The organism is Peribacillus simplex (genome assembly GCF_030123325.1).
Taxonomy (GTDB): domain Bacteria; phylum Bacillota; class Bacilli; order Bacillales; family DSM-1321; genus Peribacillus; species Peribacillus simplex_D.
Genome location: NZ_CP126106.1, coordinates 3,278,333 through 3,302,644, shown reverse-complemented (window position 1 = coordinate 3,302,644; position 24,312 = coordinate 3,278,333). Strand labels below are relative to the sequence as shown.

General features: G+C 39.6%; 24 protein-coding genes. 17 read left to right on the top strand and 7 right to left on the bottom strand.

What is annotated here, in order from left to right; translation table 11 throughout:
- Positions 1 to 251: 251 nt before the first annotated feature.
- A complete protein-coding gene (locus tag QNH43_RS15525; protein ID WP_434060122.1) occupies positions 252 to 2,501 on the top strand; it encodes a HelD family protein in 2,250 nt (749 codons plus the stop codon).
- 41 nt (positions 2,502 to 2,542) lie between these two features.
- On the opposite strand, the gene QNH43_RS15520 is transcribed toward QNH43_RS15525, so the two are convergent.
- A complete protein-coding gene (locus QNH43_RS15520) occupies positions 2,543 to 3,064 on the bottom strand; it encodes a GNAT family N-acetyltransferase (protein WP_283914825.1) in 522 nt (173 codons plus the stop codon).
- A gap of 141 nt (positions 3,065 to 3,205) precedes the next feature.
- Between QNH43_RS15520 and QNH43_RS15515 the strand changes: the two genes are divergently transcribed.
- The gene (locus tag QNH43_RS15515) at positions 3,206 to 3,397 is read left to right on the top strand and encodes a hypothetical protein (protein WP_283914824.1); all 192 of its coding nucleotides are present in this window, start codon (positions 3,206 to 3,208) and stop codon (positions 3,395 to 3,397) included.
- A 78-nt stretch (positions 3,398 to 3,475) separates the two neighbouring features.
- Positions 3,476 to 3,889: a hypothetical protein gene (locus QNH43_RS15510; RefSeq protein ID WP_283914823.1), complete on the top strand. Its 414-nt coding sequence runs from the start codon at positions 3,476 to 3,478 to the stop codon at positions 3,887 to 3,889.
- 97 nt (positions 3,890 to 3,986) lie between these two features.
- Here QNH43_RS15510 and QNH43_RS15505 read toward each other — a convergent pair whose 3' ends face one another.
- Complete coding sequence (locus tag QNH43_RS15505) at positions 3,987 to 5,177, bottom strand: alanine--tRNA ligase-related protein (RefSeq protein WP_283914822.1); 1,191 nt, start codon at positions 5,175 to 5,177, stop codon at positions 3,987 to 3,989.
- A gap of 110 nt (positions 5,178 to 5,287) precedes the next feature.
- Here QNH43_RS15505 and QNH43_RS15500 point away from each other — a divergent pair, with 110 nt between their 5' ends.
- Both QNH43_RS15500 and QNH43_RS15495 read left to right on the top strand, forming a co-directional pair.
- The gene (locus QNH43_RS15500; protein WP_283914821.1) at positions 5,288 to 5,590 is read left to right on the top strand and encodes a response regulator transcription factor; all 303 of its coding nucleotides are present in this window, start codon (positions 5,288 to 5,290) and stop codon (positions 5,588 to 5,590) included.
- 202 nt (positions 5,591 to 5,792) lie between these two features.
- Positions 5,793 to 6,665, top strand: a complete 873-nt coding sequence (locus tag QNH43_RS15495; protein ID WP_283914820.1) for a CvfB family protein — start codon at positions 5,793 to 5,795, stop codon at positions 6,663 to 6,665.
- Between the two features lie 45 nt (positions 6,666 to 6,710).
- Here the strand turns inward: QNH43_RS15495 and QNH43_RS15490 are convergent, their stop codons facing one another.
- The 3 genes from QNH43_RS15490 to QNH43_RS15480 are packed head-to-tail and all read right to left on the bottom strand — an operon-like array spanning position 6,711 to position 7,794.
- A complete protein-coding gene (locus tag QNH43_RS15490; protein ID WP_283914819.1) occupies positions 6,711 to 7,280 on the bottom strand; it encodes a manganese catalase family protein in 570 nt (189 codons plus the stop codon).
- A gap of 13 nt (positions 7,281 to 7,293) precedes the next feature.
- Positions 7,294 to 7,560: a spore coat protein CotJB gene (locus tag QNH43_RS15485; protein WP_063234474.1), complete on the bottom strand. Its 267-nt coding sequence runs from the start codon at positions 7,558 to 7,560 to the stop codon at positions 7,294 to 7,296.
- Positions 7,561 to 7,794: a spore coat associated protein CotJA gene (locus tag QNH43_RS15480; protein WP_048679115.1), complete on the bottom strand. Its 234-nt coding sequence runs from the start codon at positions 7,792 to 7,794 to the stop codon at positions 7,561 to 7,563.
- Between the two features lie 257 nt (positions 7,795 to 8,051).
- Between QNH43_RS15480 and QNH43_RS15475 the strand changes: the two genes are divergently transcribed.
- From QNH43_RS15475 to QNH43_RS15460, 4 genes are all read left to right on the top strand, one after another.
- The gene (locus tag QNH43_RS15475) at positions 8,052 to 8,885 is read left to right on the top strand and encodes a 3D domain-containing protein (protein WP_283914818.1); all 834 of its coding nucleotides are present in this window, start codon (positions 8,052 to 8,054) and stop codon (positions 8,883 to 8,885) included.
- 154 nt (positions 8,886 to 9,039) lie between these two features.
- A complete protein-coding gene (gene recQ, locus QNH43_RS15470; protein ID WP_283914817.1) occupies positions 9,040 to 11,169 on the top strand; it encodes a DNA helicase RecQ in 2,130 nt (709 codons plus the stop codon).
- Between the two features lie 126 nt (positions 11,170 to 11,295).
- Complete coding sequence (locus QNH43_RS15465) at positions 11,296 to 11,502, top strand: cold-inducible protein YdjO-related protein (protein ID WP_061463486.1); 207 nt, start codon at positions 11,296 to 11,298, stop codon at positions 11,500 to 11,502.
- Between the two features lie 850 nt (positions 11,503 to 12,352).
- On the top strand, positions 12,353 to 12,547 hold the full coding sequence (locus tag QNH43_RS15460) for a cold-shock protein (RefSeq protein ID WP_034307294.1): 195 nt from the start codon (positions 12,353 to 12,355) through the stop codon (positions 12,545 to 12,547).
- 85 nt (positions 12,548 to 12,632) lie between these two features.
- Here QNH43_RS15460 and QNH43_RS15455 read toward each other — a convergent pair whose 3' ends face one another.
- Positions 12,633 to 13,547, bottom strand: coding sequence for a YitT family protein (locus QNH43_RS15455; protein ID WP_260320902.1), 915 nt, complete (start codon positions 13,545 to 13,547; stop codon positions 12,633 to 12,635).
- A gap of 362 nt (positions 13,548 to 13,909) precedes the next feature.
- On the opposite strand from QNH43_RS15455, the gene QNH43_RS15450 reads away from it, so the two are divergent.
- The 8 genes from QNH43_RS15450 (at position 13,910) to QNH43_RS15415 (ending at position 22,047) form a co-directional block, all read left to right on the top strand.
- Positions 13,910 to 16,042: a PAS domain S-box protein gene (locus QNH43_RS15450; protein ID WP_283914816.1), complete on the top strand. Its 2,133-nt coding sequence runs from the start codon at positions 13,910 to 13,912 to the stop codon at positions 16,040 to 16,042.
- Positions 16,043 to 16,110: 68 nt separating this feature from the next.
- Complete coding sequence (locus QNH43_RS15445; RefSeq protein WP_434060121.1) at positions 16,111 to 17,307, top strand: MFS transporter; 1,197 nt, start codon at positions 16,111 to 16,113, stop codon at positions 17,305 to 17,307.
- Between the two features lie 388 nt (positions 17,308 to 17,695).
- Positions 17,696 to 18,487: an SGNH/GDSL hydrolase family protein gene (locus QNH43_RS15440; RefSeq protein WP_283914815.1), complete on the top strand. Its 792-nt coding sequence runs from the start codon at positions 17,696 to 17,698 to the stop codon at positions 18,485 to 18,487.
- The gene (locus tag QNH43_RS15435; protein WP_283914814.1) at positions 18,484 to 19,398 is read left to right on the top strand and encodes an ABC transporter ATP-binding protein; all 915 of its coding nucleotides are present in this window, start codon (positions 18,484 to 18,486) and stop codon (positions 19,396 to 19,398) included. Before QNH43_RS15440 ends, QNH43_RS15435 begins: the two co-directional genes overlap by 4 nt.
- Positions 19,391 to 20,371 (top strand): ABC transporter permease, encoded by a 981-nt coding sequence (locus QNH43_RS15430; RefSeq protein ID WP_283914813.1) that lies wholly within the window; start codon positions 19,391 to 19,393, stop codon positions 20,369 to 20,371. The genes QNH43_RS15435 and QNH43_RS15430 overlap by 8 nt, the downstream gene beginning before the upstream one ends.
- An 89-nt stretch (positions 20,372 to 20,460) precedes the next feature.
- The gene (locus QNH43_RS15425) at positions 20,461 to 20,610 is read left to right on the top strand and encodes a hypothetical protein (RefSeq protein ID WP_283914812.1); all 150 of its coding nucleotides are present in this window, start codon (positions 20,461 to 20,463) and stop codon (positions 20,608 to 20,610) included.
- Between the two features lie 89 nt (positions 20,611 to 20,699).
- On the top strand, positions 20,700 to 21,536 hold the full coding sequence (locus QNH43_RS15420; protein ID WP_283914811.1) for an MBL fold metallo-hydrolase: 837 nt from the start codon (positions 20,700 to 20,702) through the stop codon (positions 21,534 to 21,536).
- A 79-nt stretch (positions 21,537 to 21,615) separates the two neighbouring features.
- A complete protein-coding gene (locus QNH43_RS15415) occupies positions 21,616 to 22,047 on the top strand; it encodes a CBS domain-containing protein (RefSeq protein WP_283914810.1) in 432 nt (143 codons plus the stop codon).
- A gap of 266 nt (positions 22,048 to 22,313) precedes the next feature.
- Here QNH43_RS15415 and QNH43_RS15410 read toward each other — a convergent pair whose 3' ends face one another.
- Positions 22,314 to 24,287: a S9 family peptidase gene (locus QNH43_RS15410; RefSeq protein ID WP_283914809.1), complete on the bottom strand. Its 1,974-nt coding sequence runs from the start codon at positions 24,285 to 24,287 to the stop codon at positions 22,314 to 22,316.
- Between the last annotated feature and the right edge of the window lie 25 nt (positions 24,288 to 24,312).

Genomic DNA, 24,312 nt, shown 5'->3' with positions numbered 1-24,312 from the left:
GGTTCTCCTCCTGAAAGCATTTTGGATGCTCCTTCATAAGTCAACATATTATAGCAAAATCCAATCTGGAATATTTAGTGCATTCTACAAATTATATGAAATATCAGGGAAGGAGAAATTTCAACTATATCATTCTATGTCTCCAGATTTGTCAACCATTGGCTTTTCTGATAGTATAAATGTCCATTTCGTCTTAGCATCGGCATTTTTAATGAGTTTGATAACTAAATAAGGAAGGGGAAGTGGTTTCATTGGGTAATCACCCTGATTTTGAACAGGAACGACAGCGGCTGGATTTTACGAAACGTTATATCGATGTAGTCATCAAAACATCAGAAACAAGCAAAGATCAGTTTCAGCGGAATATGCAAGAAGCTTTTAGCGATGCCGATTGGTCTGAAGCAGGCTTATATTCACAGTTGCTGACGACGGCCAACTTTTTTGAGATGTCCAAAACCGAACTGGAAAGTTTGCGCAAAGCAAGTAAAAAGCCCTACTTTGCAAGAGTGGATTTCGAAAGGAATGACGGTGATAGAGGCGAAGTCCTTTATTTCGGAAAAACATCGCTTTATCAGAGGGAAAGCCAGGAACAGATCATCGTCGATTGGCGATCCCCGATAGCAAACCTCTATTATGAGGGACGGATTGGTGAAATAGAATATGAAGCTGAAGGAGAGAAATTCAGCGGGAACATCACTTTAAAAAGACAGCTAATGATCGAAGAAGGTGAATTGGATGAGATAAGGGACATTGATTTAACAACAACGGATGAATTATTGCAGGAGTCCCTTTCCAAAAGTTCCAGCAATCGATTGACAGATATCATTACCACGATCCAGGAAGAACAAAATAAAATCATTCGTGCAGATTTGAATAAACCTATCATTGTCCAAGGCGCAGCGGGCAGTGGTAAAACTACAATTGCTTTACATAGGATCTCATATTTCATCTATCACTATAAAGACTTGTTCGATCCGCGACAATTAATGATTCTTGCTCCGAGCCGGGTGTTCATTGATTACATATCTGAAGCTTTACCTGAATTAGGTGTCGAAAAGGTTAAACAATTCACATTTTCCGAATATGTTCAGGCAGCGATAGGAAAGCAAGTGAAGCTTGTAGCGGATGATAAATTAACTCGATTGCTGGAAAAGGATGATGAAGAAATTGATTCAGCCGTCTGGATATCAGGCCTGAAGGGCTCCCCTGTCTTTAAATATATATTGGACGAATATGTAAAGGATATTTTCAGGGGTTTTCATCCGAATGGTGATTTTTATTGTGATAAATATCGCCTCTATTCCGCTAAGAAGTTCATTAGATTATTGGAAGAGGATTATTGGTATTTACCGTTATACAGCAGGCTGGACAAACTGAAGGCCATTTTACAAAATGAAGTGAAATTGAAAAAGAAAACAATGCTTGAACGTGTTGTTGACCTTTATGATGCCAAAATTGAGAAGGCTCTCTATAAAAATATTGATCCAGTCATACGTAAGGATTTTGTTACAAAATGCCTCGATAAAAAGGAGGAAAGGATAGGACAGATCCAAAAGGCGATCCGTTCTTCCGTAAAAGGGTATTTTAAGCAATTCAAAAGTAAGGATCTCCTGGATTATTATCAGGAGTTATACGAAGATCCGGAGCGTCTTGCCTCTTACAGCAACGGTAAACTTACTGTTGAAGATGCCAGTGTATTATGTGAGTATAATCATAAATTATTTTCTGTTAAAAGTTATGAGATGGAGGACTTAGGAGCATTATTATATCTTCAGGAGCGGCTTTTTGGTGTTGATAAAGAAAACAAAGCAAAAAATGTCGTCATTGATGAGGCACAGGATTACAGCTTCATGCAGTTACAGGCACTAAAGACGGCAGTGGATACCGATATGTTCACACTTGTAGGCGATCTTGCACAAGGCATCCATTCATACCGCGGACTTCAAACATGGGAAGAGGTTCACAGCCGTATTTTCCCTCGGGCGACGTATACTGAATTACAAAAAAGCTACAGAACAACTGTTGAAATAATGAAACAAGCTAATGAAATACTTCAGTTATTAACATATGATTTCCCGGAGGTTGAACCTGTAGTCCGTCATGGCAAAAATCCAGAATTCATTACCATTGAAAAGGAAGGTTGGGAAGAAAAACTTATCGAACTTATTGCAAGCCTTAAAGAAGAAGGATTTAAAACGTTTGCCGTTATTGCCAAAACGATGAAAGATTGCAAACTGGCAAACGAGAAGCTAAGAGTATTCCATCAAGGCTTTCATTTAATAAATGAAGCGGGAAACATCCCTAAGGATAAAACGTTGATTGTTCCTTCCTATCAAGCCAAAGGTCTCGAATTCGATGTCGTATTTGCAATATCCCTGGAAGAAGTATATTGCCATGGAAATGAACTTGATATCAAATTGCTGTACGTAACAATGACAAGGCCATTGCACAGGCTGTATTTTTTAGGTAATCAGAAAAGTGCTTTCCTTATCAAGACATGAAAGGGGTAGGGTGGAGTGTAACCACCCTCCTCGGGATACACTTACAAATGCAAAAGGATCTCCTGAATATCTTCCCACCCGAAACCGATTTCGGTGAGCTCGATGCCTGCCATTTTAACGGTTTTTTCAGCTATCACTTGGCCGCCAAGGGCTTTATAAAAACCGCATGAAGGATTATCCTTTAATGCCCAGATTATTAAATTCTTATGTCCCATTTCAATAAGCTCATGCATGACCGCTTTTATCATTTTTCGGCCGAGTCCCTGTCGTTGATATTCTTTTAAAAAATAAATGGCATATACTTCACCTTGAATATGCGGATCATTCGTTTGTTCAGGCCCGCCGGCAGCGAAACCGATGATCTCCCCATTGGCGTTTTCCGCTACAAAGGTGGCATTATGCAACATCTTTAAATTTCTTAGCCAGTTTTTCTTTTTGGCTTCCAGATTCATGGAGGACAAATATTGTTCAGGGAGGATTCCTTTATAAGTCGTTTTCCAGCTGTTAATATGTACATTTGCTATTCCAATTACATCTTCTTCTACGGCTTTCCTTATCTTCATGAAAACACCTTCTGATTTTCGTATTTTTCCCTAGAATATCATGGAAAAAGTGAATAAGCATTTTATTTATGTTTAAAACTGCATGAGAAAGGATAAGAAATAAAAGAGTGATTCAACCAGATGAGGGGAAGGATGAGAAAGATGAAATTGAAAGTTAGTTTTTATTTTCCGGGAGGCAAAGAACTAGAGCATGATGTTGAAGGCGATGACTCAACTCAAATGATATCAAATATTCAAAAGCACCGTTATTATAATTTAGTTAAAGGCGATTGCCATTATGTCGTAGATACGGAAAAAGCAGCTTATTTTTCTGTAACGGAAATATTGGATTGAGAATAAACCGCATTGGACTTTTGTTCCATTGCGGTTTATTCTTTTTGTTGTAAGGAAACCGGAAAAGGAGTATCGACAATGAAAATCAATTTTACCAAGAAACAGTATGAGACATTATTCAAAATGGTTCAGTACGGATATTGGGTTGCTTCCGATACTGTAGATAATAAAGAGTTCAGTGAAGTGGAACAGTATCTCAATTCCTTTGCCAAAGATTTTGGCATGGAAGGAGTACAGTTTGTGAAGGAATATGAAATTTATGATATAAGCAGGGAATTGGAGGAGCAACTTCATGAAGTCATAAATGAGTATGAAGAAGGAGTGTTCAGGGATAAGCTTGCTTACCATTTGGCTAGAAAAGAGTTTGCCGAGGAGTCAAAAAAACATGAATACACCCGGGAGGAAGCGTTTAAACGTATCATGGAGCTCGAGGAAAAATATCATCTTCATATTGAAGAACACGGGTTAGTGAAATTGAAAATGGAAGAATAAAAAGTGAGAGGACATAAATTTGTCCTCTCTTTTCTCATTCTGGGAAGTCATGAATTCCGTGTTCATCACGAATGGCTTCAACCACTGCGCAAAGATTTTATATACCAGGATTATGGCCTAATTTTTCAACTGTGTATTGGTAAAATGCAATTAAGTCATTTTGTGACGCAAAACCTGCTTGTGCAGTCTGTTCGTTCCCTCCGCCTTTCCCATTATACGAACCGAGTTCAGCCCTGAAATATTGTCCGCAATGAAAGGGGGTGGCCCCACTGTGCGAAAGGATGACCTTTTGCTCCTTACTTGATGCTAATAATACGGTAACCTTTTCCTTTTTTACGATCGTACCTGCAAGGTAAAGCAGATCTTTCATTGAGCTATCTTCGAAAATATGAGAGATGAATCCCCCTGCATTTTCTGCAAGCAGGGAGTCAGCAAGAAAGTTTGCATTTTCAAGTTTTAAGTTTTCATTTGCCGATAGCAGCAGCTTATAGTCATTCTCCAGTTTCTCCACCCTATTCAGAATCTCTGTACGTCCGGTATTGAACTTATTAGATAATGCTGAAAGAATTCCTAGACTTTCGGAATAATCGTTCAATGCCCTGAAGCCACACTTAAAATAGAGACGGGTATGTTCTTTCTGCTTTTCCGTTTTGAAAATCTTTATTAAGCCAATCTCACCAGTACGCCCTACATGAGTTCCGCCGCAGGGGTTATATTCAACCCCTTCAATCTCAACAATACGGATATTCTCTGAAACTTTAGGTATTTTGACGACAGGAAGTGTCTGTAATTGCTCGTTTGTCACGTAATAGATAAGTATTTCGCGATTCTCGATGATATATTGATTAACTAGCTTTTCAGCAGCAGCCGTATGTACTTCAGTCCATTGAAATCCTGACATTAAATCGATCGTTAAATATTCTTTTCCAAGGTGAAAGCTGACCGTATTAGAGTCGAACAGTTCCCTGCAGACAGCAGAGAGTAAATGCTGGCCGCTATGCTGTTGCATATGATCGAAGCGGCGGGACCAATCAAGTTCACAGTGAACGATTTCTGAATCTGGCCTTTTCTCCGTCTTATGCAGAATCTTTCCATCATTGCCTTTTTGAACGTCAAGAACGGTAATTCCTTCTATTATACCAGTATCTGCAGGCTGACCGCCCCCTTCGGGATAAAAAGCGGTTTCTTCAAGAGTGATGTAGTAATATCCATCTTCTTCAAAGCTCTCCTGAATTTTGGTATCCCATTGGGAAGTTTTGGTGGATGTGTAATACAATTTTTTTGTCATGAATGATTTCTTTTTCCTTTCTGTTGATCATTAAATTATATCACCGAAATACCTGACAAGGTAAGCCAGGTAAATAAGTAAACTTTATGACAAATTAAAATAAATTATTCTTGGCGGAACTGCTAAAATATGAATTGATGGACAGTGGCTTCCACGTCAGCTTTTTCAAAAGTGGTAGAAAGGCATTTCAAATGCTAAAAACCTCACCCCTGGATGCCATTGTACTGGATATCCTTCTTGAAGAGGGAGAGATGGACGGCTGGATGATCCTGAGGGAATTGAAAAGATCTGCTGACTTGAAGGGGATTCCCGTTTTTGTATCGGCCGCACTTGACGAAAGGGAGAAGGGAATTTCATTGGGGGCCAAAGATTATTTAGTTAAACCTTATAAACCTAGCCAATTATCCAAGTGATGCATGCGTACCTCGTTAAGTAACGGTAAACAAGGGCAGATTCTCATCCCTCAGGCATTCCATGAAGAAAATAAGGGGTAAAAAATAAAAAACCGTAATAGGTATACAGAACAACAAAAAAATGATAAATTCAAATATGTTGGAAAAATAAATAATTGGGTACAATTGTAGGTAAAGGTAAGTTACAGGAGGATTTTTATTCATGCAAAAAATTCAGGCCGGCATGGCTGTAGAGTTAGAAGTGGAACGTAAGGCTGATTTCGGATGGTTTTTAACGGACGGTTCAGAAGATGTCTTACTTCATCATAATGAAATGAATGAAGGAACGGAACTTGAGATTGGCGATGAAGTAACTGTGTTCATCTATCATGACAAACAAGCAAGGCTAACAGCGACAATGAAGATACCCGAAATTCAGATTGATCGATATGGCTGGGCAGAAGTTGTCAATGTGAAAAGAAAACTGGGTGTTTTTGTGGACATCGGTCTTTCCAAAGATATTCTTGTATCCCTGGATGACCTTCCGAATATAGATCGCTTATGGCCTGAGGTTGGTGATCGTTTATATGTATCCCTGAAGACAGATCGTCATGATCGCCTGTTTGGTAACCTTGCAACGGAAGATGTAATTCAGGAGATTGCAGTGAAAGCTCCTTTAAAAGGAGTCCGTAACACCAGTGTTAAAGGAAATGTCTATCGTTTACTTATGGTTGGGTCTTTCTTTATTTCACAAGAAGGGTACCGCTGTTTCATTCACGAAAGTGAACGTAAGGAGGAGCCCCGTCTTGGTGAATTAGTTGAAGGGCGCGTCATTGATAGTAAAGAAGATGGAACGCTTAACGTTTCATTAATCCCTTTTAAACAAGATTTAATGGGGGAAGATGCTGATGTCATTTTCAATTATTTAATGAATCGCGGCGGTGCAATGCCTTATGGTGACAAAACGCCACCTGATGATATTAAGTTTCACTTCGGTTTGAGCAAGGGAGCGTTCAAGCGTGCTCTCGGCAAACTGATGAAAGAAGAAAAGATTTACCAGGAAGATGGATGGACATATTCTTCAGACCGTAAATGAAAAAGCAGCGGATTTTCTCCGCTGCCTTTTTTTATGTGAATTTCATTAAAAGAACTTCTTTTTACCTTTTTCTTCTTTTAAAATCTCCACAGCTTCCCTGAACCTCATCGAATGGATAATTTCCCTTTCACGTAAAAACCTGAGTGAATCATTGATATCAGGATCATCCGAGATGTCAATCAACCACTGGTAGGTTGCTCTGGCCTTTTCTTCAGCGGCGATATCTTCATATAAATCCGCAATGGGGTCTCCTTTGGCTTGGATATAAGTGGCAGTCCACGGGTTCCCCGCTGCGTCATGATAATAAAGGGCACTATCATGATTAACATAGTGGTCCCCTAGCCCGGCGGCTGCCATCTGCTGTGGTGTGGCATCTTTTGTAAGTTTATAAATCATTGTGGCAATCATTTCTAGATGAGCGAATTCTTCCGTTCCGATATCCGTAAGCAGGCCAATCACTTTATCCGGAATTGTATATCGTTGATTTAAGTATCGGAGTGCTGCAGCCAACTCACCATCAGCACCCCCGTATTGTTCTATTAAAAATTTAGCCAATCGAGGATTGCAATCTCTTACTTTAACTGGATATTGCAGCTTCTTTTCATAAACCCACATAGCTCATCTCTCCTTATACCTGCCATGGCCAAGGGCCTTGGCCCCATTCCCATTTATTTTCACCGCCTGGACTGTTTCCAAATCCCAATAATGGACCATATTTAGGCTCAAAAACCGATTTCAGTTGTTTGGAATATTCATGAAATTGATTAAATTGCTGTAAAGCCTGCTGGTCGTTAGGATGTGTATCCAAATAAAGGGTCAACTCGACAAGTACGAAATCGGCAGCCTGTATTTGTTCAAGCAACTGATAATATTCATCATCCAGTTTCTTATTCATTTACGTCTCCCTTTCCCGATATGGATTATCATAAAAATCATAAAAGAATTTCCAAAGTGTACCGTATTTCAAAGCTTCTTCCGGTGTGAACTGCTCCATATTAGGCGGTTGAAAATTAATATACAAATTAGGAGGTGTCCTGTAATACTTTCTCCCAATAGGCGGACAAGGATCGAATTTACTATGGAAAGGTTTATATGACTTAACTAAGGTAAAAGTCTTTTCGCGGGTCACAAAAAATACCTCCTTTGTAAAGATATGGCCTTTAATTTTTATGCCTGGATAATGCATAATATGACTTCTCTGGCCCGGAAAGGAAATTATCTGGAAAATGATGTTTTTCAGAATATTATAAAATCTTGTTATAGTCTCGTTATCTTGTTGTGATGTTTGTCATCTATTCTTTATCTGTTTGTTCTTTGTATAGAAAAAAACTATGTTAAGATTTAACTCGTAGCTTATAAAGCAGCTCACAAGGAGGTAACAAACATATGAAAAAATCAATCTTATCGTTAGCGGCAGCGGCTGCAATATCCGGTGCATTTACAATTCCGGTACAAGCAGAAGATGTCAAAGTGAAAGATGGAGACACATTATGGGGGATATCTCAAACATATAAAGTATCAATAGAAGATGTTAAGTCTTGGAACAATTTGTCTTCAGACGTGATATATGCCGGAGAAACCATACATATTTCTCAAGAAGAGCATCATAAAGTAAAGTCAGGGGACACATTATCGGAAATTGCAGACAAATATGATGTAGCGGTAAATGATATTAAATCTTGGAACGGTTTAAATTCAGATACAATCCACCCTGGTCAGAAACTGGTCATTAAACCTGCAGCTAATAAAGTCGAAGCTGCGAGTGTAGGGCCTGCACAGGAATCAGAGCAAGCTGCACCAGCAGAACAATCAAAGCCAGTGGAACAATCGAAACCAGCAGAACAAACAAAGCCGGTTGAACAATCGGAACCAGCAGAATCATCAGAAAAAGCAGACACAAACAATGAATCCAGCGATCAAGCAGGAATCGAAAAAGAAATCACTGTTAGAGCAACTGCCTATACGGCTGATTGTCAAGGCTGCAGCGGTACTACAGCCACAGGAGTCAACTTGAAAGCGAATCCTGATGCAAAGGTGATATCAGTGGACCCATCAGTCATTCCGCTTGGATCTAAAGTTTATGTAGAGGGTTATGGCTACGCGACCGCAGCGGATACAGGCAGTGCCATCAAAGGGAATAGAGTGGACATTTTTGTACCTAACGAAAAAGATGCCGTGAATTGGGGCGTTAAAAACGTCAAAGTTCAAATCCTGAATTAATTAAACCATACAAAACATGTTCATATATTGAAAAAAGCAGACACAGACATAATGTGTCTGCTTTTTTTGTCCTTTTGGTTCACGGGAAAAGCAGGTACAATGAAAGAAATAGATCCTTATAAATCCTAACAAGGAAAATTGGAGGAGTAGTAAATTGATGGAAAAAGCACGTGATTATTTACAGGAATACTTTGGTTATGAATCTTTCCGAAAAGGTCAGGAACAAATTATCGAACAGGTTTTGGAAGGAATAAACACAGCGGGAATCATGCCAACCGGCGGAGGTAAATCAATATGTTACCAAATTCCAGCCCTTCTGTTACCAGGTGTAACACTCGTGATATCCCCACTTATTTCCTTGATGAAGGACCAAGTAGATGCCCTCGAACAAAATGGGATTGATGCCACATTTCTTAATAGCTCCATTTCTGGGTTAGAATCATCCAATAGAATGAATGATATTAAGCACGGTAGATATAAGCTGGTTTATGTTGCACCCGAACGTTTGGAGAATCCTGCATTTCAACAGGATCTATTTAATGTGGAAATTTCATTGGTTGCCATCGATGAGGCCCACTGTATATCTCAATGGGGACATGACTTCAGACCAAGTTATTTAAAAATCAAGACCTTATTGAAAAACATGCCATCAGCTCCGACTGTACTGGCATTAACGGCAACAGCCACACCGCATGTGACCGATGATATATGTCAGTCACTAGGAATATCAGTGCAGCATACAGTATCAACGGGATTTTCTCGAGATAACCTGTTCTTTTCCGTTGTGAAAGAAGAAAATCGCGGACGGTTTTTAATGCGCTATTTAGAAAAAAACAAAAGTGAATCGGGCATCATATATGCAGCCACTAGGAAAGAAGTCGATACCTTGTATGCCAAGCTTATTAAAGCCGGATTCAAAACAGGGCGATACCATGCTGGCATGAATGAACAAGACCGGTCGGAACAGCAAGACCAATTCATTCGTGATGACGTTCCCTTGATGGTGGCAACATCCGCCTTTGGGATGGGGATCGATAAGTCGAATGTTAGATACGTCATCCATTACCAAACTCCAAAGAACATGGAGAGTTATTATCAGGAAGCGGGACGTGCAGGGAGGGACGGTTTGGATAGTGAATGTATCCTCTTATATTCCCCTCAGGATATGCAGATACAGCGTTTCTTGATTGATCAATCAAATCCCTCGCAGGAGTGGCAGTCCCAGGAATTGAAGAAATTGAACAAAATGAAGGATTATTGTTTTACCGAAGGGTGCTTGCAAGCGTTCATCCTTCAATACTTTGGAGAAGAAAACCCGGAAGATTGCGGTCATTGCGAAAATTGTACAGATAAACGTGAATCTATTGAAGTAACTACACAAGCACAGATGGTCCTTTCATGCATGTTGCGAATGGGTGAACGATTTGGTAAAACGATGATTTCACAAGTGCTTACGGGATCACGCAATAAGAAAATGGAAGAGTTCGGATTCCAGAACCTTTCAACCTATGGTATCATCAATGATCAATCTGCGAAGGATGTAGGTGATTTCATTGATTTCCTGACAGCAAAACAGTACATCGAAATGACGGGCGGCCAGTTTCCGGTCCTTAAGGTTACCAATGCTGGCAGGGAAGTGCTACTGGGACAGAAAAAAGTCCTGCGTAAGGAAATAAAAAAAGTAAGCAGCATCAGTGCGGATCATGGGTTGTTCGAAGAGTTAAGACAGGTAAGAAAAGAATTGGCAAGTAAGGAAAATGTACCTCCATTCATTATTTTTTCCGATGCATCTTTGAAGGATATGGCCGTCAAACTCCCGAGGACGGAAGAGGAATTCCTGGAAGTTAAAGGCGTAGGAATGCAGAAATTTGAACGCTTCGGATCCGTGTTCTTACAAGGGATTTCCCAGTATGTACAGGCACATCCTGAATTAGAAACGAATAATATGGTTACAAAGGAAACGGTAAAGCGAGCTACTAAACAATCTCATTTAGAAAGCTATCGCTTATATCGGGAAGGTAAATCAATCAAGGAAATAGGGACATTGAGAGGGCTGTCTTCCGTTTCAATTGAAAATCATTTATTAAAGTGTGCAGAAGAACACCTGGATATCAAATGGGAAGAGATTTTCTCGGATAAAGAGTTTGATCTTGTTTTGGAAACTGCGAAACAATTGGATTCTGAAAAATTGAAACCACTAAAAGAAGCCCTGCCTGAGCATATTTCCTACTTCATGATTAAAGCGATCTTGGTTAAAGCAGGGTTGGAAAACGAAAGGTGTTAAGGTTTTTTGGATAATTTCTTCATTGAATAAATAAGAATTTAGTTTAATGCGTATACTAGGAATGATAAAAAGGAGAAATCTTGCGCCTTTAATCAGAGTCTTTATATAAAAAAGAGGAGGTTGCTCATGTATTTTGGTAAAAAGAATTCAGAGGAACCAGAAATCGTTATGGAAGATACGATAGTATATGCTTGTGGATCAGCAGATTGCAATGGTTGGATGAGAAAAGATTTTGCCTCGGAAAACTATGATTGCCCAATGTGCGGAAGTCAATTAGTTGAGGAAGTCAGGGAACTTCCAAAAATTGAAAATGAGTATAATGCGTTTAAATAAAAGAGGTGAATCATAGCCTCTTTATTTTTTATTTTAAGAAAGAAGTATGACGGAGTGATTTCGTTTTGGATTAAGGCTTTACATACAAAAATATTTATGGTATAGTTAATTTTCAGTGTTATGAAAAGAAAACACTGGAGGGTAATTTAAAGTAACATTTTTATTAATAAAATAATTTTTCATCATTTTCATGATGAAGTAGAAACAAGTTAAACACATCTTGAAAAAAGAACTACATGTAATTATTTTCCTCGATCCATTTCTGTTCTTCATTAACTTACTTCTATGTACCATTTGTCTTTTGGAATTTAATCTACCCAATTGGAATTACGGACGGTTTTAATTAATAAACATGTACTTACAAGCTTTTATCTGATTCTCGCAGGCACGGTCTAGGAACCGTATGGATGGGAGAGAGGCAGGGCTTTCATTGTTTTAGGTTTTGGCATTAAAAATTACTCTCATGCTCGATTCGCATTGAAATGTTCATTGAACGAGCAGGAAGAACCATATGGAATGGATTCTTAAACAGCGCAGTCTCGGTTATCTTGAAGGGTAAGTCAGGGACTGTGTTTCATTTTGGGGAATCATTTCTTTTTTTAGAATCTTTCTTCAAATATGTAAAGCATATATATGATATAATGGTTACTGAGATATGAAAAATTCATGTCGTAATCTCAAGTTCTTACCATTCAAAAGTTTGTTTGAAAAGAACAATGATCATACTTAGATTTGCGAATGGTTATTTACTCACAATTTAGATTAAACGCCATCTATTCTTTCTTTTATCTTTATGGCTTGTGATCTGTTATGCAGGACGGAGTCAATTCAATTCTAAGGAGTGAGATATATGTATAGAAGAAATAATACGGAAGAAATCATTCCTGAAGAAACAAAGGTGTGGGAATGTACATCAGAAGATTGCAAAGGTTGGATTCGCGATAACTTTACAAGTAATGATGAACATGTTTGTCCGTTATGTAGCAGCGAGATGAAACCCGGCACCAGAATGCTTCAAGCAATCAACAATCCAAGAAACTATTAAGTCTAGATAAAAAAAGCTGAAGGGGATTCTCCCTTCAGCTTTTTTTATCTTTTTGCCAATTGGATGAAGCAAAAAGCAGTTGAGTTTAGTGAATATCCTTTTTCTTGAACCGACCGCCTCGAACTTCCGCGATATCCCCTACGGCAAGAAATGCAGATGGATCGAAGCTTTTGACTATCTCTTTAAGTTTTGCTTCCTCAAGCCTGTTTATTACACAAAAGATGACTTTTTTATCATCACCAGAATAAGCTCCTTCGCCAGCTAAAAAGGTTACGCCCCGTCCAAGACGATTCATTATCGCATCGCCGATATCATTAAATTCATCACTGATAATCCAAACAAATTTGGATTCGTCCAAACCTGCGATGACAATATCCATCGTTTTATATGCCACGAAGTAAGCTATGATCGAATACATGGCACGATCCCACGAGAATACGAAGCCCGCACTGCCAAGGATGAATAAATTAAAGAACATGACGATTTCCCCAACGGAAAAAGGGAGTTTCTTGCTAGCGAGAATAGCAAGTATTTCTGTACCATCCAATGAGCCGCCATATCGTATGACCATTCCAACACCAATTCCAAGAATCATTCCGCCGAAAGCGGACGCTAGGAGGATATCTTGAGTGAAAGCTGGTACATGATGAAGCAATGTAGTGGTAATGGAAAGGACTAAAATTCCATAAAGGGTAGATAATGCGAAGGTTTTTCCGATTTGTTTATAACCGATAAAAAAGAAAGGAAGATTCAAAATGAAAAGAAAGATTCCAAGCTTCCATCCAGTGATGTAAGATAACATAATCGAAATACCCGTTATGCCCCCGTCGATTACGTTATTCGGCACTAAAAAAATCTCGAGGCCGACAGCCATTAAAACCGCACCGATCGTAATTAATAGACCTCTCTGTAAAATTTGTCTAAGTGTTAATTTTTTATGCTGGGTCTTCTTTTGCATAATTTCTGTTGTACTTGCACCTGCCAGGTCTGACATAATCATGACCCCCACTCCTTCTCTCTATATAGGTTCTATTTAATTATAAACCTATAGGTATAATTAAATAAAGAAATTAACATTCTTGATTAATATATTCCTGAATAATTATTGGTATTATTGATAATTCCCTGCAATGATGAAACAGGATTGTGAATGCTTGTCATTACCATGTATTCATATTCTACTCCATACAAAACAATAGTATTTCTCATTTTATTGAATTTATGAAAAAACCTTCATTTTCTTGAGGCAAGGGGTGCTACGTAAAAATCAAATAGGAGTAAGGAAATAAAAAACCTTTGAGGTCCTGTGAATTTACATTACAATATAGGAGAATAGAACGGTAGAGGTGATCAAGTAAAAAAATGGAACAATCAATTGTGGCATCAAATTCTGTCCTCTTTATGATTGCAGTACTATTGATAATAATGGCGTGTTATACGGCTTTGGATTTACTGACAACATTACTGACGATAGAGAGATATAAACGTCTGGTATATATAGGGAGCAGCTGCTCTATGGGAGTGGCAATCTGGACGCTTAATTTTGTGGTCATATATACCCTCGATAATTCAGGAATGGCAGCATCCAACTTTTCTACAATAATTTTTTCGTTAGCTCTAGCGATAGCGCTCGCAGGGGTTGGGTTATTGGCCATATCGTATAAAACCCAATTCCTGCAAATCGTTTTTTGCGGCTTCATGTTTACGATGGCCATTTTATCCAATTATATAATGGGAACATCTTCTTTAAATCACTCCTTGCACTTTAGCCCATTGTCGGTTCTCAGTACGCTTTTCAGTATCTTTATATTATTTGTAGCAGCGCTTGCAATATTATTTTATTTTAATAAATTAAGTCAATCTTCGCTAAAGCCAGTCAGTACGCTCATGATGAGTGGGGCAATCATTGAAGGCTATTATCTTTTTGTGAGAGTGTTACCGATGAACGTGAAAAATGAACCGGTTGAATTTGTTCCACTCACGCCATTTATGCTTTATCTTACATGCTTCGTTTCATTATTCATCCTTGCCAGCTTGATAGCTTCAAGTACGATTGTGGGCCGTCGGTTAGCAAAAAGCGATAATACTGTGAGTGATATCCGTTATGCTTTAGATCAATCGGCAATCGTCGCCATCACGGATGCAAAAGGAATCATTACATATGTTAACGAAAAATTCCTGGAAATATCACAATATGAAAAACATGAACTAATAGGGAAAAACCATTCCATAATAAATTCTGGTTATCATGCAAAAGAATTTTTCACTGATTTATGGCTAACGATCAGCCAAGGGAAAACATGGCATGGTGAAATATGCAATCGGGCTAAAGATGGTAATGTTTATTGGGTTGATACAACTATCGTTCCTTTTATGAAAAAGGGGAAACCATATCAATATATTTCCATCCGTTCGGATATTTCCAGTCGTAAAAAAGCAGAAAATGCTTTAAAGGGTTCAATCAAGGAACTGGAAGATATGCATTATGCAATAAACCAATCCTTGATTGTGGCGATAACCGATGATAAAGGAGTCATTATTGAAGTGAATGAAAAGTTCTCGGAGGTTTCAGGTTATGGGAAAGGTGAATTGATAGGCCAAACCCATAAAATGGTTAATTCTGGATACCATCCAAAGGAATTCTTTGAACAAATGTGGAAGACCGTCCATGAACGGAAAGTTTGGAAAGGTGAAATTAGGAACAAGGCCAAAGATGGCAGTTTTTATTGGGTCGATACAACCATTGTTCCATTTTTCAACGAAGAAGGAAAGCCATCTCAGTTTTTGGCACTTAGATATGACATAACTGAGCGTAAACAATCTGAAGAGATGCTCCATCGGCAGGATAAATTAGCCGCTGTCGGTCAGCTTGCAGCTGGGGTGGCACATGAAATACGGAATCCGCTGACATCCATGAAAGGATATACGGAATTTTTGCAATTGGATGAAACGGACAAAAATAAACAAGAATATCTAGAAATAATCATGGATGAAATCAATCGTGTGAATGAGATAGTTGAAGAGTTCTTACAATTGGCCAAACCACAGGCATTGATATTGGAAACGAAGAATCTTGTGTCGATCATTCAAAACGTTGTATCTTTGACGGAGTTTGAAGCAAGGAAGAAGAACATCAGGCTGATTTCGGATTGTAATGACGAAGAGATACTCGTTCGGTGTGATGAGAATCGGTTAAAACAAGTCATATTGAACTTCATTAAAAATGGTATGGAAGCTATGCCTGACGGTGGGTTCATAAAAGTCATCACTGAACTTAAAGAGGATAAAGTGCATATATCCATTACCGACACAGGAATTGGGATGCCGCCAGAGCAGCTAAAGAGACTCGGGGAACCATTTTTCACAACGAAAAAATCTGGAAACGGGTTAGGTCTCATGATCAGCTTTAAAATCATAGAAAGCCATTCGGGGAATGTCTTTGTCGAGAGCGAAGTCAATAAAGGAACAGTCTTTAATATCGTGCTCCCTATTTAAAATGCCTATTAGGGAGCAATGAAAAAAATCATCAACTTTGTAGAAGAGTCTGCGTGGGGGAACTGGATTTGGAAAAACAAAAGCATGTCAATATTATAAACTTGAAGGTATTTTACCTTTTTTCTTTTTTTGCAGTGGGAAGTTTAACACCGCTATTAAGCGTTTATTTGGCCAATGAAGCAGGTTTATCCGGTATTGAAATAGGTACGATCATGTCTGTTGGACCGATAGTGATGATCGTTTTTCAACCTTTTTGGGGAATTGTCTGTGATTGGAGCGGGAGACCAGCAAAAATACTTGCAATGACATCGTTTCTTGCTGGTGTATTCGGTTTAGGCTACTTGATGTTCGAGCCCTATTTCCTTTTAGTATCCGTCGCAATTGCTTTGGCCATCTTTCAAAGTGCGATAATACCAGTTTCTGATAGCATCACCCTTCAATATACAACAAAAATCAAATCGAATTATGGGAAAATCCGTTTATTCGGATCACTTGGTTACGGTGTGGCGGTTTTTGTAATGGGAAAGTTATCTGAATCCTTCATGGGTCCTTCCGTTATATTTTATGCCTTTTTCTTTGGCCTGTTGATCGCGGCTAGCCTGGCTCTTCGTTTGCCCGAAGAGCCTCCTGGGGGGAAAGTGAAACTTTTCGGCGGAATGAAAGAATTGATCACCATGAAACGTTTTCTAATCTTTCTTGCTATCACGTTCTTGCTTTTTGGTCCTAATCTTGCAAATAATGTATACTATGGTTTGTTTGTCGAGGCAAGAGGCGGAACATATACAGGAATTGGCATTGCATTCCTATTAGCTGTATTATCGGAAATTCCCTTTATGAGAATGGCAGGTACATGGATTCATAAGATAGGCCTGCTGCCAATTACCTTATTGGCTGGCGCGGCTTCATTGGTCCGCTGGGGTTTGTACTTCACCGAACCAAGTTTGGCTACCGTATATGTGACTTCGGTCATTCAAGGGTTTTCACTTGGCTTATTCATACCAGCAGCTTTACAATATATCAGGGAAGTCGTCCCTGCACATATAACAGTTACAGCAATAACGCTTTATTCCGCCATTGGCAACGGATTGGGAAACTGGTTCAGTACCTTCAGCGGCGGGATAATATTGGATAAATCAGGAATATATTCAGTCTATTTATTTTATGGTTTACTCACACTGATCGGGATGCTGCTTACAATTTGGCTCATGAAGTTAGAGAAAAATTTAAAAGTAATGGGGAAACCCCTAGTTATAATTAAAAAATGATGAGTGGTCCGTTCTAATATAAGGAGATACAATGATCAAAATCAATTGAAGTGGGCATGCAAAACTCAGGTTTAGGTGCTGCATTAACGACCTTCCGGAGTGCCACCTTTAGTGGGTGCATAATGTTTCCGGAAAAAGCAGACAAAATCAGAAGGAATACCGTGGTGGGTCAGGGATCGATTAAACAGCAAATAAAAAAAGGCAGAAAGGGAATAGATGAATCCCATTCTGCCTTTTTTTATTGATAAGAGGGGAAGGGTGCGCTTTATAAAAGAAATGCTGTTAACAATTAAGTTATGGGATTTTTAACCATAAGTAAACGTTTTTTTGTTTTTGGAAATAATATGATTTAATGGAAGATAGAGAATGAATGGAAGGGTGAGTATTTTTGAGTAAACCAAAAGTGTTGGCTACTACCATCGTATCAGCTCTTATCGGTCTGTTTTTTGTATTTTGCCTAGGATGGGCGATTATGGACCATTATGGAAAAGGAACATCCGATATGGAAGTAATTGAAGAAACCCCCATAAAAAATGACCTTCCCGAAGATTTTACGGTAGTGGCGATAGGCGATTCATTAACACGTGGCACAGGTGATGAAACAGGCAAAGGCTATGTTGGACTTGTTGTTGAAGACTTGAAGAGTCAATATAATAGAAAACCAATCATTCATAACCTTGGAATTAATGGACAAGTGTCTAAAGAATTGGTGCAACAAGTGAAACAACCGGAAGTGAAGCGCCAAATTCAGGAAGCTGATGTTATTTTAGTTACAATCGGGGGTAACGATTTATTTCAAAAAGGGCAAACCCTGCTTGAATATGATCGGGAAGCTACTTCCGTATCACAAAAGAATTTCTTGGGAAATTTACATCAAATTTTTAAAGATATAAATAAAGTCAATGATTCAGCCACTATTTTGCTGCTTGGCCTGTATAACCCATTTATAGATTTGGATAAAGACTTTGATACAAACCGCATCGTACGGGACTGGAATAATGAAACGGCTGAAGTAGTGGCTCATTATGAAAATGCAATTTTCGTTCCAACATTCGATTTATTTCAATTGTCGGTAAATGAGTATTTGTATTCGGACAATTTTCACCCTAATAAGAAGGGGTATCGTTTAATTGCTGATAGAGTTGCTCCTTTAATAAAATGGGAGGATGTGGAACGATGAAACAGGTGACATTGTCTGTTAGGGACTTGAGAAAAAAGATTGGCAAAAGGGAAATTATTAAAGGAATAGATTTTGAGTTGAATGAAGGTGAGGTTTTCGGCTTTTTAGGACCGAATGGAGCAGGTAAGACGACGACAATCCGTATGTTGGTCGGATTGATTAAGCCAACCTCGGGTTCCATCCATATATGCGGGTATGATGTTCGTCAGGAATTTACGAAGGCTATGAAGCAAATGGGCTGCATCGTTGAAAATCCAGAATTATATACATTTTTGAGTGGGTGGGATAATTTGATCCACTTTGCAAGAATGTTACCTGATGTAGATGAAACAAGATTGATCGAGGTTGTTGAACTCGTCGGTCTGCAAGCGAGAATTCACGATAAAGTGAAGACCTATTCGTTAGGTATGAGACAGCGTTTAGGAATCGCGCAGGCAATGCTGAACAGCCCTAAGCTGTTAATTTTGGATGAACCGACTAACGGGCTCGATCCTGCCGGAATCCGTGAAATGCGACAATTCATCAGGAAGTTGGCTGAAGATGAAGGTATGAGTGTACTGGTTTCTTCACATTTATTAGGTGAAATACAGCAACTTTGTGACCGGGTCGCAATTATTAAAGGCGGGGAAATTATCAAAACGGATACAGTGGAAAGCTTATTATCCACGCAGGAGCGGATAATTTGGCGGGTGGAACCTTTTCAAAAGGGAGCGGAAATTCTAAGCAGCTTCACCGATATTACCTTAGATCACAAATATATCATTACAGCTTATGATGAACTCAAAACACCCGATTGGAATGCTGCACTTATCCAAGCAGGGGTAAGGGTGCATGAAATGAATCGAAAGCTCCCGGGATTGGAAGAGTTGTTTTTGCAAGTTACCGGTGTCGGAGGTGCAGGCATTGAATAACTTGGTCCAAAATGAAATGATGAAGATGTTGGCAAAAAAACGGCTGATCATAATAGGTATCATCGTTGGAATTTTAGTGTTGATGTTTACATATGCCCAATACAAACAAGTGGAAGAGCAGCGGGAGAAATTGGGAACTGAGGATTGGCGTGCAGCTCTTCAGCAGCAAATCATTGATACTCAAAATCGGTTGGGCTCGAATAGGATGCTGGATGAGTGGCGTGAACAGCTGCAAGTAAGTCTGAAGCAGCAGCAATATTATCTCGATCATGATATCAATCCCTCAGAACCAGGCGCAGCTACTTTTACACGCATGTTTTTGGAAAATGCAATTGATTTGTTCATTCCGCTGTTGATCATGATTGTGGCCAGTGATTTGGTTTCCTCCGAAAATGGACAAGGCACGATCAAGCTACTGCTTACAAGGCCAGTGGAGCGCTGGAAAATCTTATTGAGCAAATATGTAACATTATTATTATCGGTTTCGATTATCGTGGCGATGACAGCCGTATTGTCTTACCTTTTATCAGGAATCGTTTTCGGGTATCAAGGATGGGGGGCCCCTGTAATAACCGGATTCGAATTGCATGGTGCTGATGTGGATGTCAGTCAAGTAAGGTTAGTTGAACAATGGAAATTCTTATTGATGGATTTGGGACTTGTCTGGCTGGTGGCGGTCGTTGTAGGGACCCTTTCTTTCATGCTTTCGGTTTTAGTGAGGAGCACCCCTGCAGGAATGGGCATCATGCTGGCAGCATTAATTTCCGGGGCTATATTGAACAATATGGTTTCATCATGGGAATCAGCGAAATATTTCTTTATGGTGAATTTGAAGTTGACCGCCTATATTAGCGGGACGGCTCCCCCGATAGAAGGGATGACTTTATTATCATCTGTCACTACTTTGCTCGTTTGGTGGGCTCTTGCTTTAATTGTATCCTTTACAGTATTTACCCGAAGGGATGTATACTGAGGCGAAGGAATGATAACCATGATTTTAAACCATGACTTGGTTATACTGCATGATTTTTTATGTTTTATATGAACTGAAAACTCACTGGATTGAAGAAATTTGCGACACTCCTGCCGAATAACTGGCTAGCCGAGACACCACAGACGCTTGCTTTGATGAGGCTTGGCAGACAGTCGGCGGAAAGGGAGCTGATTTTTGAAATCATCTGCAACTTTTCTTCATATTTGTCTACAGTCTGAAGCAGCCTATATAAATTATAGGTTGTTTTTTATTTTCATGTACAGGGTATCCTTTTAAAAAAGATTGTTCAAAATTAGGAGGATTATAAATGGATGATAATCATTTGAATGAAAAATTGATGCCAATGACTTCAGTTTCCAGTGGTGATGTACAGATAATAAATGAGGATATATATTGTCTGTCCGTCCAAATCGTTAATGTGATTTTTGTAGGGTCACCCAAAGATGATAAATGGGTATTGGTAGACGCAGGGATGCCACGCTCAGCGGAGGTAATAAAGAAAACGGCTGAAGAAATATATGGACCTCAAAATCCACCTGCCGCCATTATTTTGACACATGGACATTTCGATCATGTTGGTGCACTGATTGAGTTAATGGAGTATTGGAATGCTCCTGTTTATGCCCATATAAAAGAAATGCCTTATTTAACGGGACAGGAAAATTACCCCGAACCGGATCCTACAGTTGAAGGGGGGATGGTCGCAAAAATTTCATGGATATTTCCGAATGAGGGAATCAACCTTGATGAAAAAGTTCAGCCATTGCCTGATGATCAAAGTGTTCCCGGGCTTCGCGATTGGAAATGGATTCACACCCCTGGCCATTCAAAAGGACATATTTCACTTTTCCGTGAAAGTGACCGAAGTTTGATTGCTGGAGATACTTTTGTGAATGTCAGACAAGATTCCCTATACAAGGTTATCACTCAGGAGAAAGAAATTGCGGGCCCACCGCGGTATTTGACAACTGATTGGGAGGCTGCAAAAGAATCTGTAAAGTTATTGGAAAGTATGAAGCCGGCTGTTGCCATAACGGGGCACGGGTATCCTGTTGAAGGGCAAGAACTGGAAATGGGTTTATCAAAGCTTGCAAAGGAGTTCGATTCATTAGCCAAACCGGATCATGGGAAATATGTGGAATGAAGCGTGTGCGTGTTTCATGAATAATTTCTTTACAGAAGTCAAAAATAAACAAGTAACTTATGAAAATGGAGGGATATCCGTGACTACATTAAGAGATATCATGACAACAAACGTGGATTGTTGCACGGCGGAAGATAATATATATGAAGCAGCAGTCAAAATGAAGAATGATGATGTTGGTGTCATTCCTGTATTGGAGAATAACCATTTAATTGGTGTCATCACAGACAGGGATATCGTCATTCGTTGTGTTGCCGAGAAAAAGCCGAATTCAACTAGAATTACTGATGTCATTTCCACGAACCTTGTAACAGGTACGCCCGATATGTCGGTGGAGGAAGCTGAAGAATTAATGGCTACCGAACAAATCAGAAGGCTCCCAATCATTGAGAATGACAAGCTGGTGGGAGTCGTGGCATTAGGTGATCTTGCTGTACACCAACAGACAAATTCAATGGCAGGAAATGCTTTAAGTTCGATTTCCGAGGACAGAGACCAAATTCAACACTAAAAACAAAAACTCTGTTAGCTTTGCTAACAGAGTTTTTGTTTTTGGCTCTTTTCGTAAAGATTGTTGTTTTTAAAACAAAACGATTTAAGGTTGATTGGAGCGCAAGTGCGAGACTCCTGCGGGAGCAGCGGGACAGGTGAGACCCCACAGGCGTTCGCCGAGGAGGCTCACCGCCCGCCCCGCGGAAAGCGAGCATCTGGAGGGGAAATCAACCACACCGCTTTACTTGGTAAATATCAATAAAGTATGCGAAAACAGTCTTGTTTTTAAAGATGTTTATTGAACCATCCTTTGATTTCCTCAACATGCTGCAGGCGCATTTTTGGAGATCCGCTTCGGGATACTTCATGAGTTTCATCTGGGAATGAAACAAGCACCGCTTCTTTTTTTTGCCGTTTTAAAGCGACAAAAAATTGCTCGCTCTGTTCAATGGGACAGCGGAAGTCCTTTTCACCGTGAAGTAAAAGTAAAGGGGTAGTCACATTGGAAACATATTTTAAAGGAGAGTGCTGCCATAATTTTTCAGCAGAGTTAACGATATCGCCGCCTACTTCCCACTCTGTAAAATAATAGCCGATGTCGCTGACCCCATAAAAACTTAGCCAATTACTTATGCAACGCTGAGTCACAGCGGCCTTGAAGCGGTTGGTGTGTCCGATGATCCAATTTGTCATGAATCCTCCATAACTTCCCCCGGTTACCCCTAAATCTTCATGCTCGATAAAATCATACGTGGCTAAAACATGATCAACTCCAGCCATTAAGTCCTTATAATCCATGCCACCATAATCGCCCCTGCAGGCATTTACAAAGTCTTGGCCATATCCTACACTCCCGCGCGGGTTAGTGAACAATACAGTATACCCTTCATTAGCCAAGGTCTGGAATTCATGTACATAGGTATTGGCATACATCATATGCGGACCGCCGTGAATTTCTAAAATGAGCGGATATTTTTGATTGCTATTAAAATCGGTCGGTCTCATGATCCAGCCGTGGATGGTAAGACCATCAACAGATGGAAATGTAATGGGTTCAGCCATGGACAAATGTTTATCCTTCAAAAAATCCTCATTAACAAAACTGATTTGTTCCTTATCGCCGTTTGTAAGGTTATAAGCAAAGAGATCGCCGGGATGAACAGGTGTACTGATAGCCACCACAGCACGATGGCTTTCGGGATCTATAGTCAGGCCGTATATATGCTGCGGGTCAAGGATCGATGGATACATGGCTCCTTCAATGGAACCATAATAAACTCCGGTATTTCCATAATCGCTAATTAAAAAGTAAAAGCCTTGGCTATCGTTTGTCCATAAGATACCTGGGTCGACGGCTCCGATTTGGAAATCACCAATTGCGGAATCTCCAATTTGGACGTCCCATCCTTCGGTCAAACACTGAGTCGTTTGATCGAAAATGGAATATAACCAGATATTTGAAAAGGTGGCACCGGCAAATTCTTTATTATGGCCAATGAAAGATAGATATTCGCCATTTGGAGACCATTTCGGATCTCTAAAGAAACCTTTGCCATCCGTTATCCTCTCTAAAGCTTTCGTTTCTAGTTCCATGATGAAAATATCGGAAAAAAGTTCATCATCACTTCTTTCTGCATCCCCGCTTATGAATGCAATACGCTGTCCGTCTGGGGACCATGCATTCGGATGATGATCAATATGGTTTTCCGTTAGCAATGTGGAATCTCCCTTAAAAATTTCCACTATGACCAGCTGCTGATATAACTGATCAAAATAGCCTCTTCCATCCCATTTATACTTAATCCGGTCATATCTATGAACTTCTTTGGACAAATCATTTTCCTTGACCGTATTAAGGTTTTCCCCCACCTTTAATCCGGTTGAAAGCAGCAATTTGGTGGAACAAGGAGACCAAATAGGCTTTGATACACCGTTCACGAAATGGGTCAGCTGTCGAGCTTCCCCGCCAATGCTCCCTATAATGTGGACCTGTTTTTTACCAGATCTGTCCGATATAAAGGCGATATGCTTGCCGTCGGGGGACCAGGCTGGTGATGTATCACGATTGTCCCCAAACGTCCATTGCTTTGTTTCATTCGTAATCAGGCTGAACATATACAGATTGGAAATGTATTTTTCCGTTTTTTCATCTATTCTTGTTTGGACATAAATCACCATGCTTCCATCCGGGGATAGCTTTGGGTCGGTTACTGATTTCAAGTGAAATAAGTCTCTTGCTGTTATACCTATTTTGTTCATCCTTTTCACCCTTTCATTTCTCATA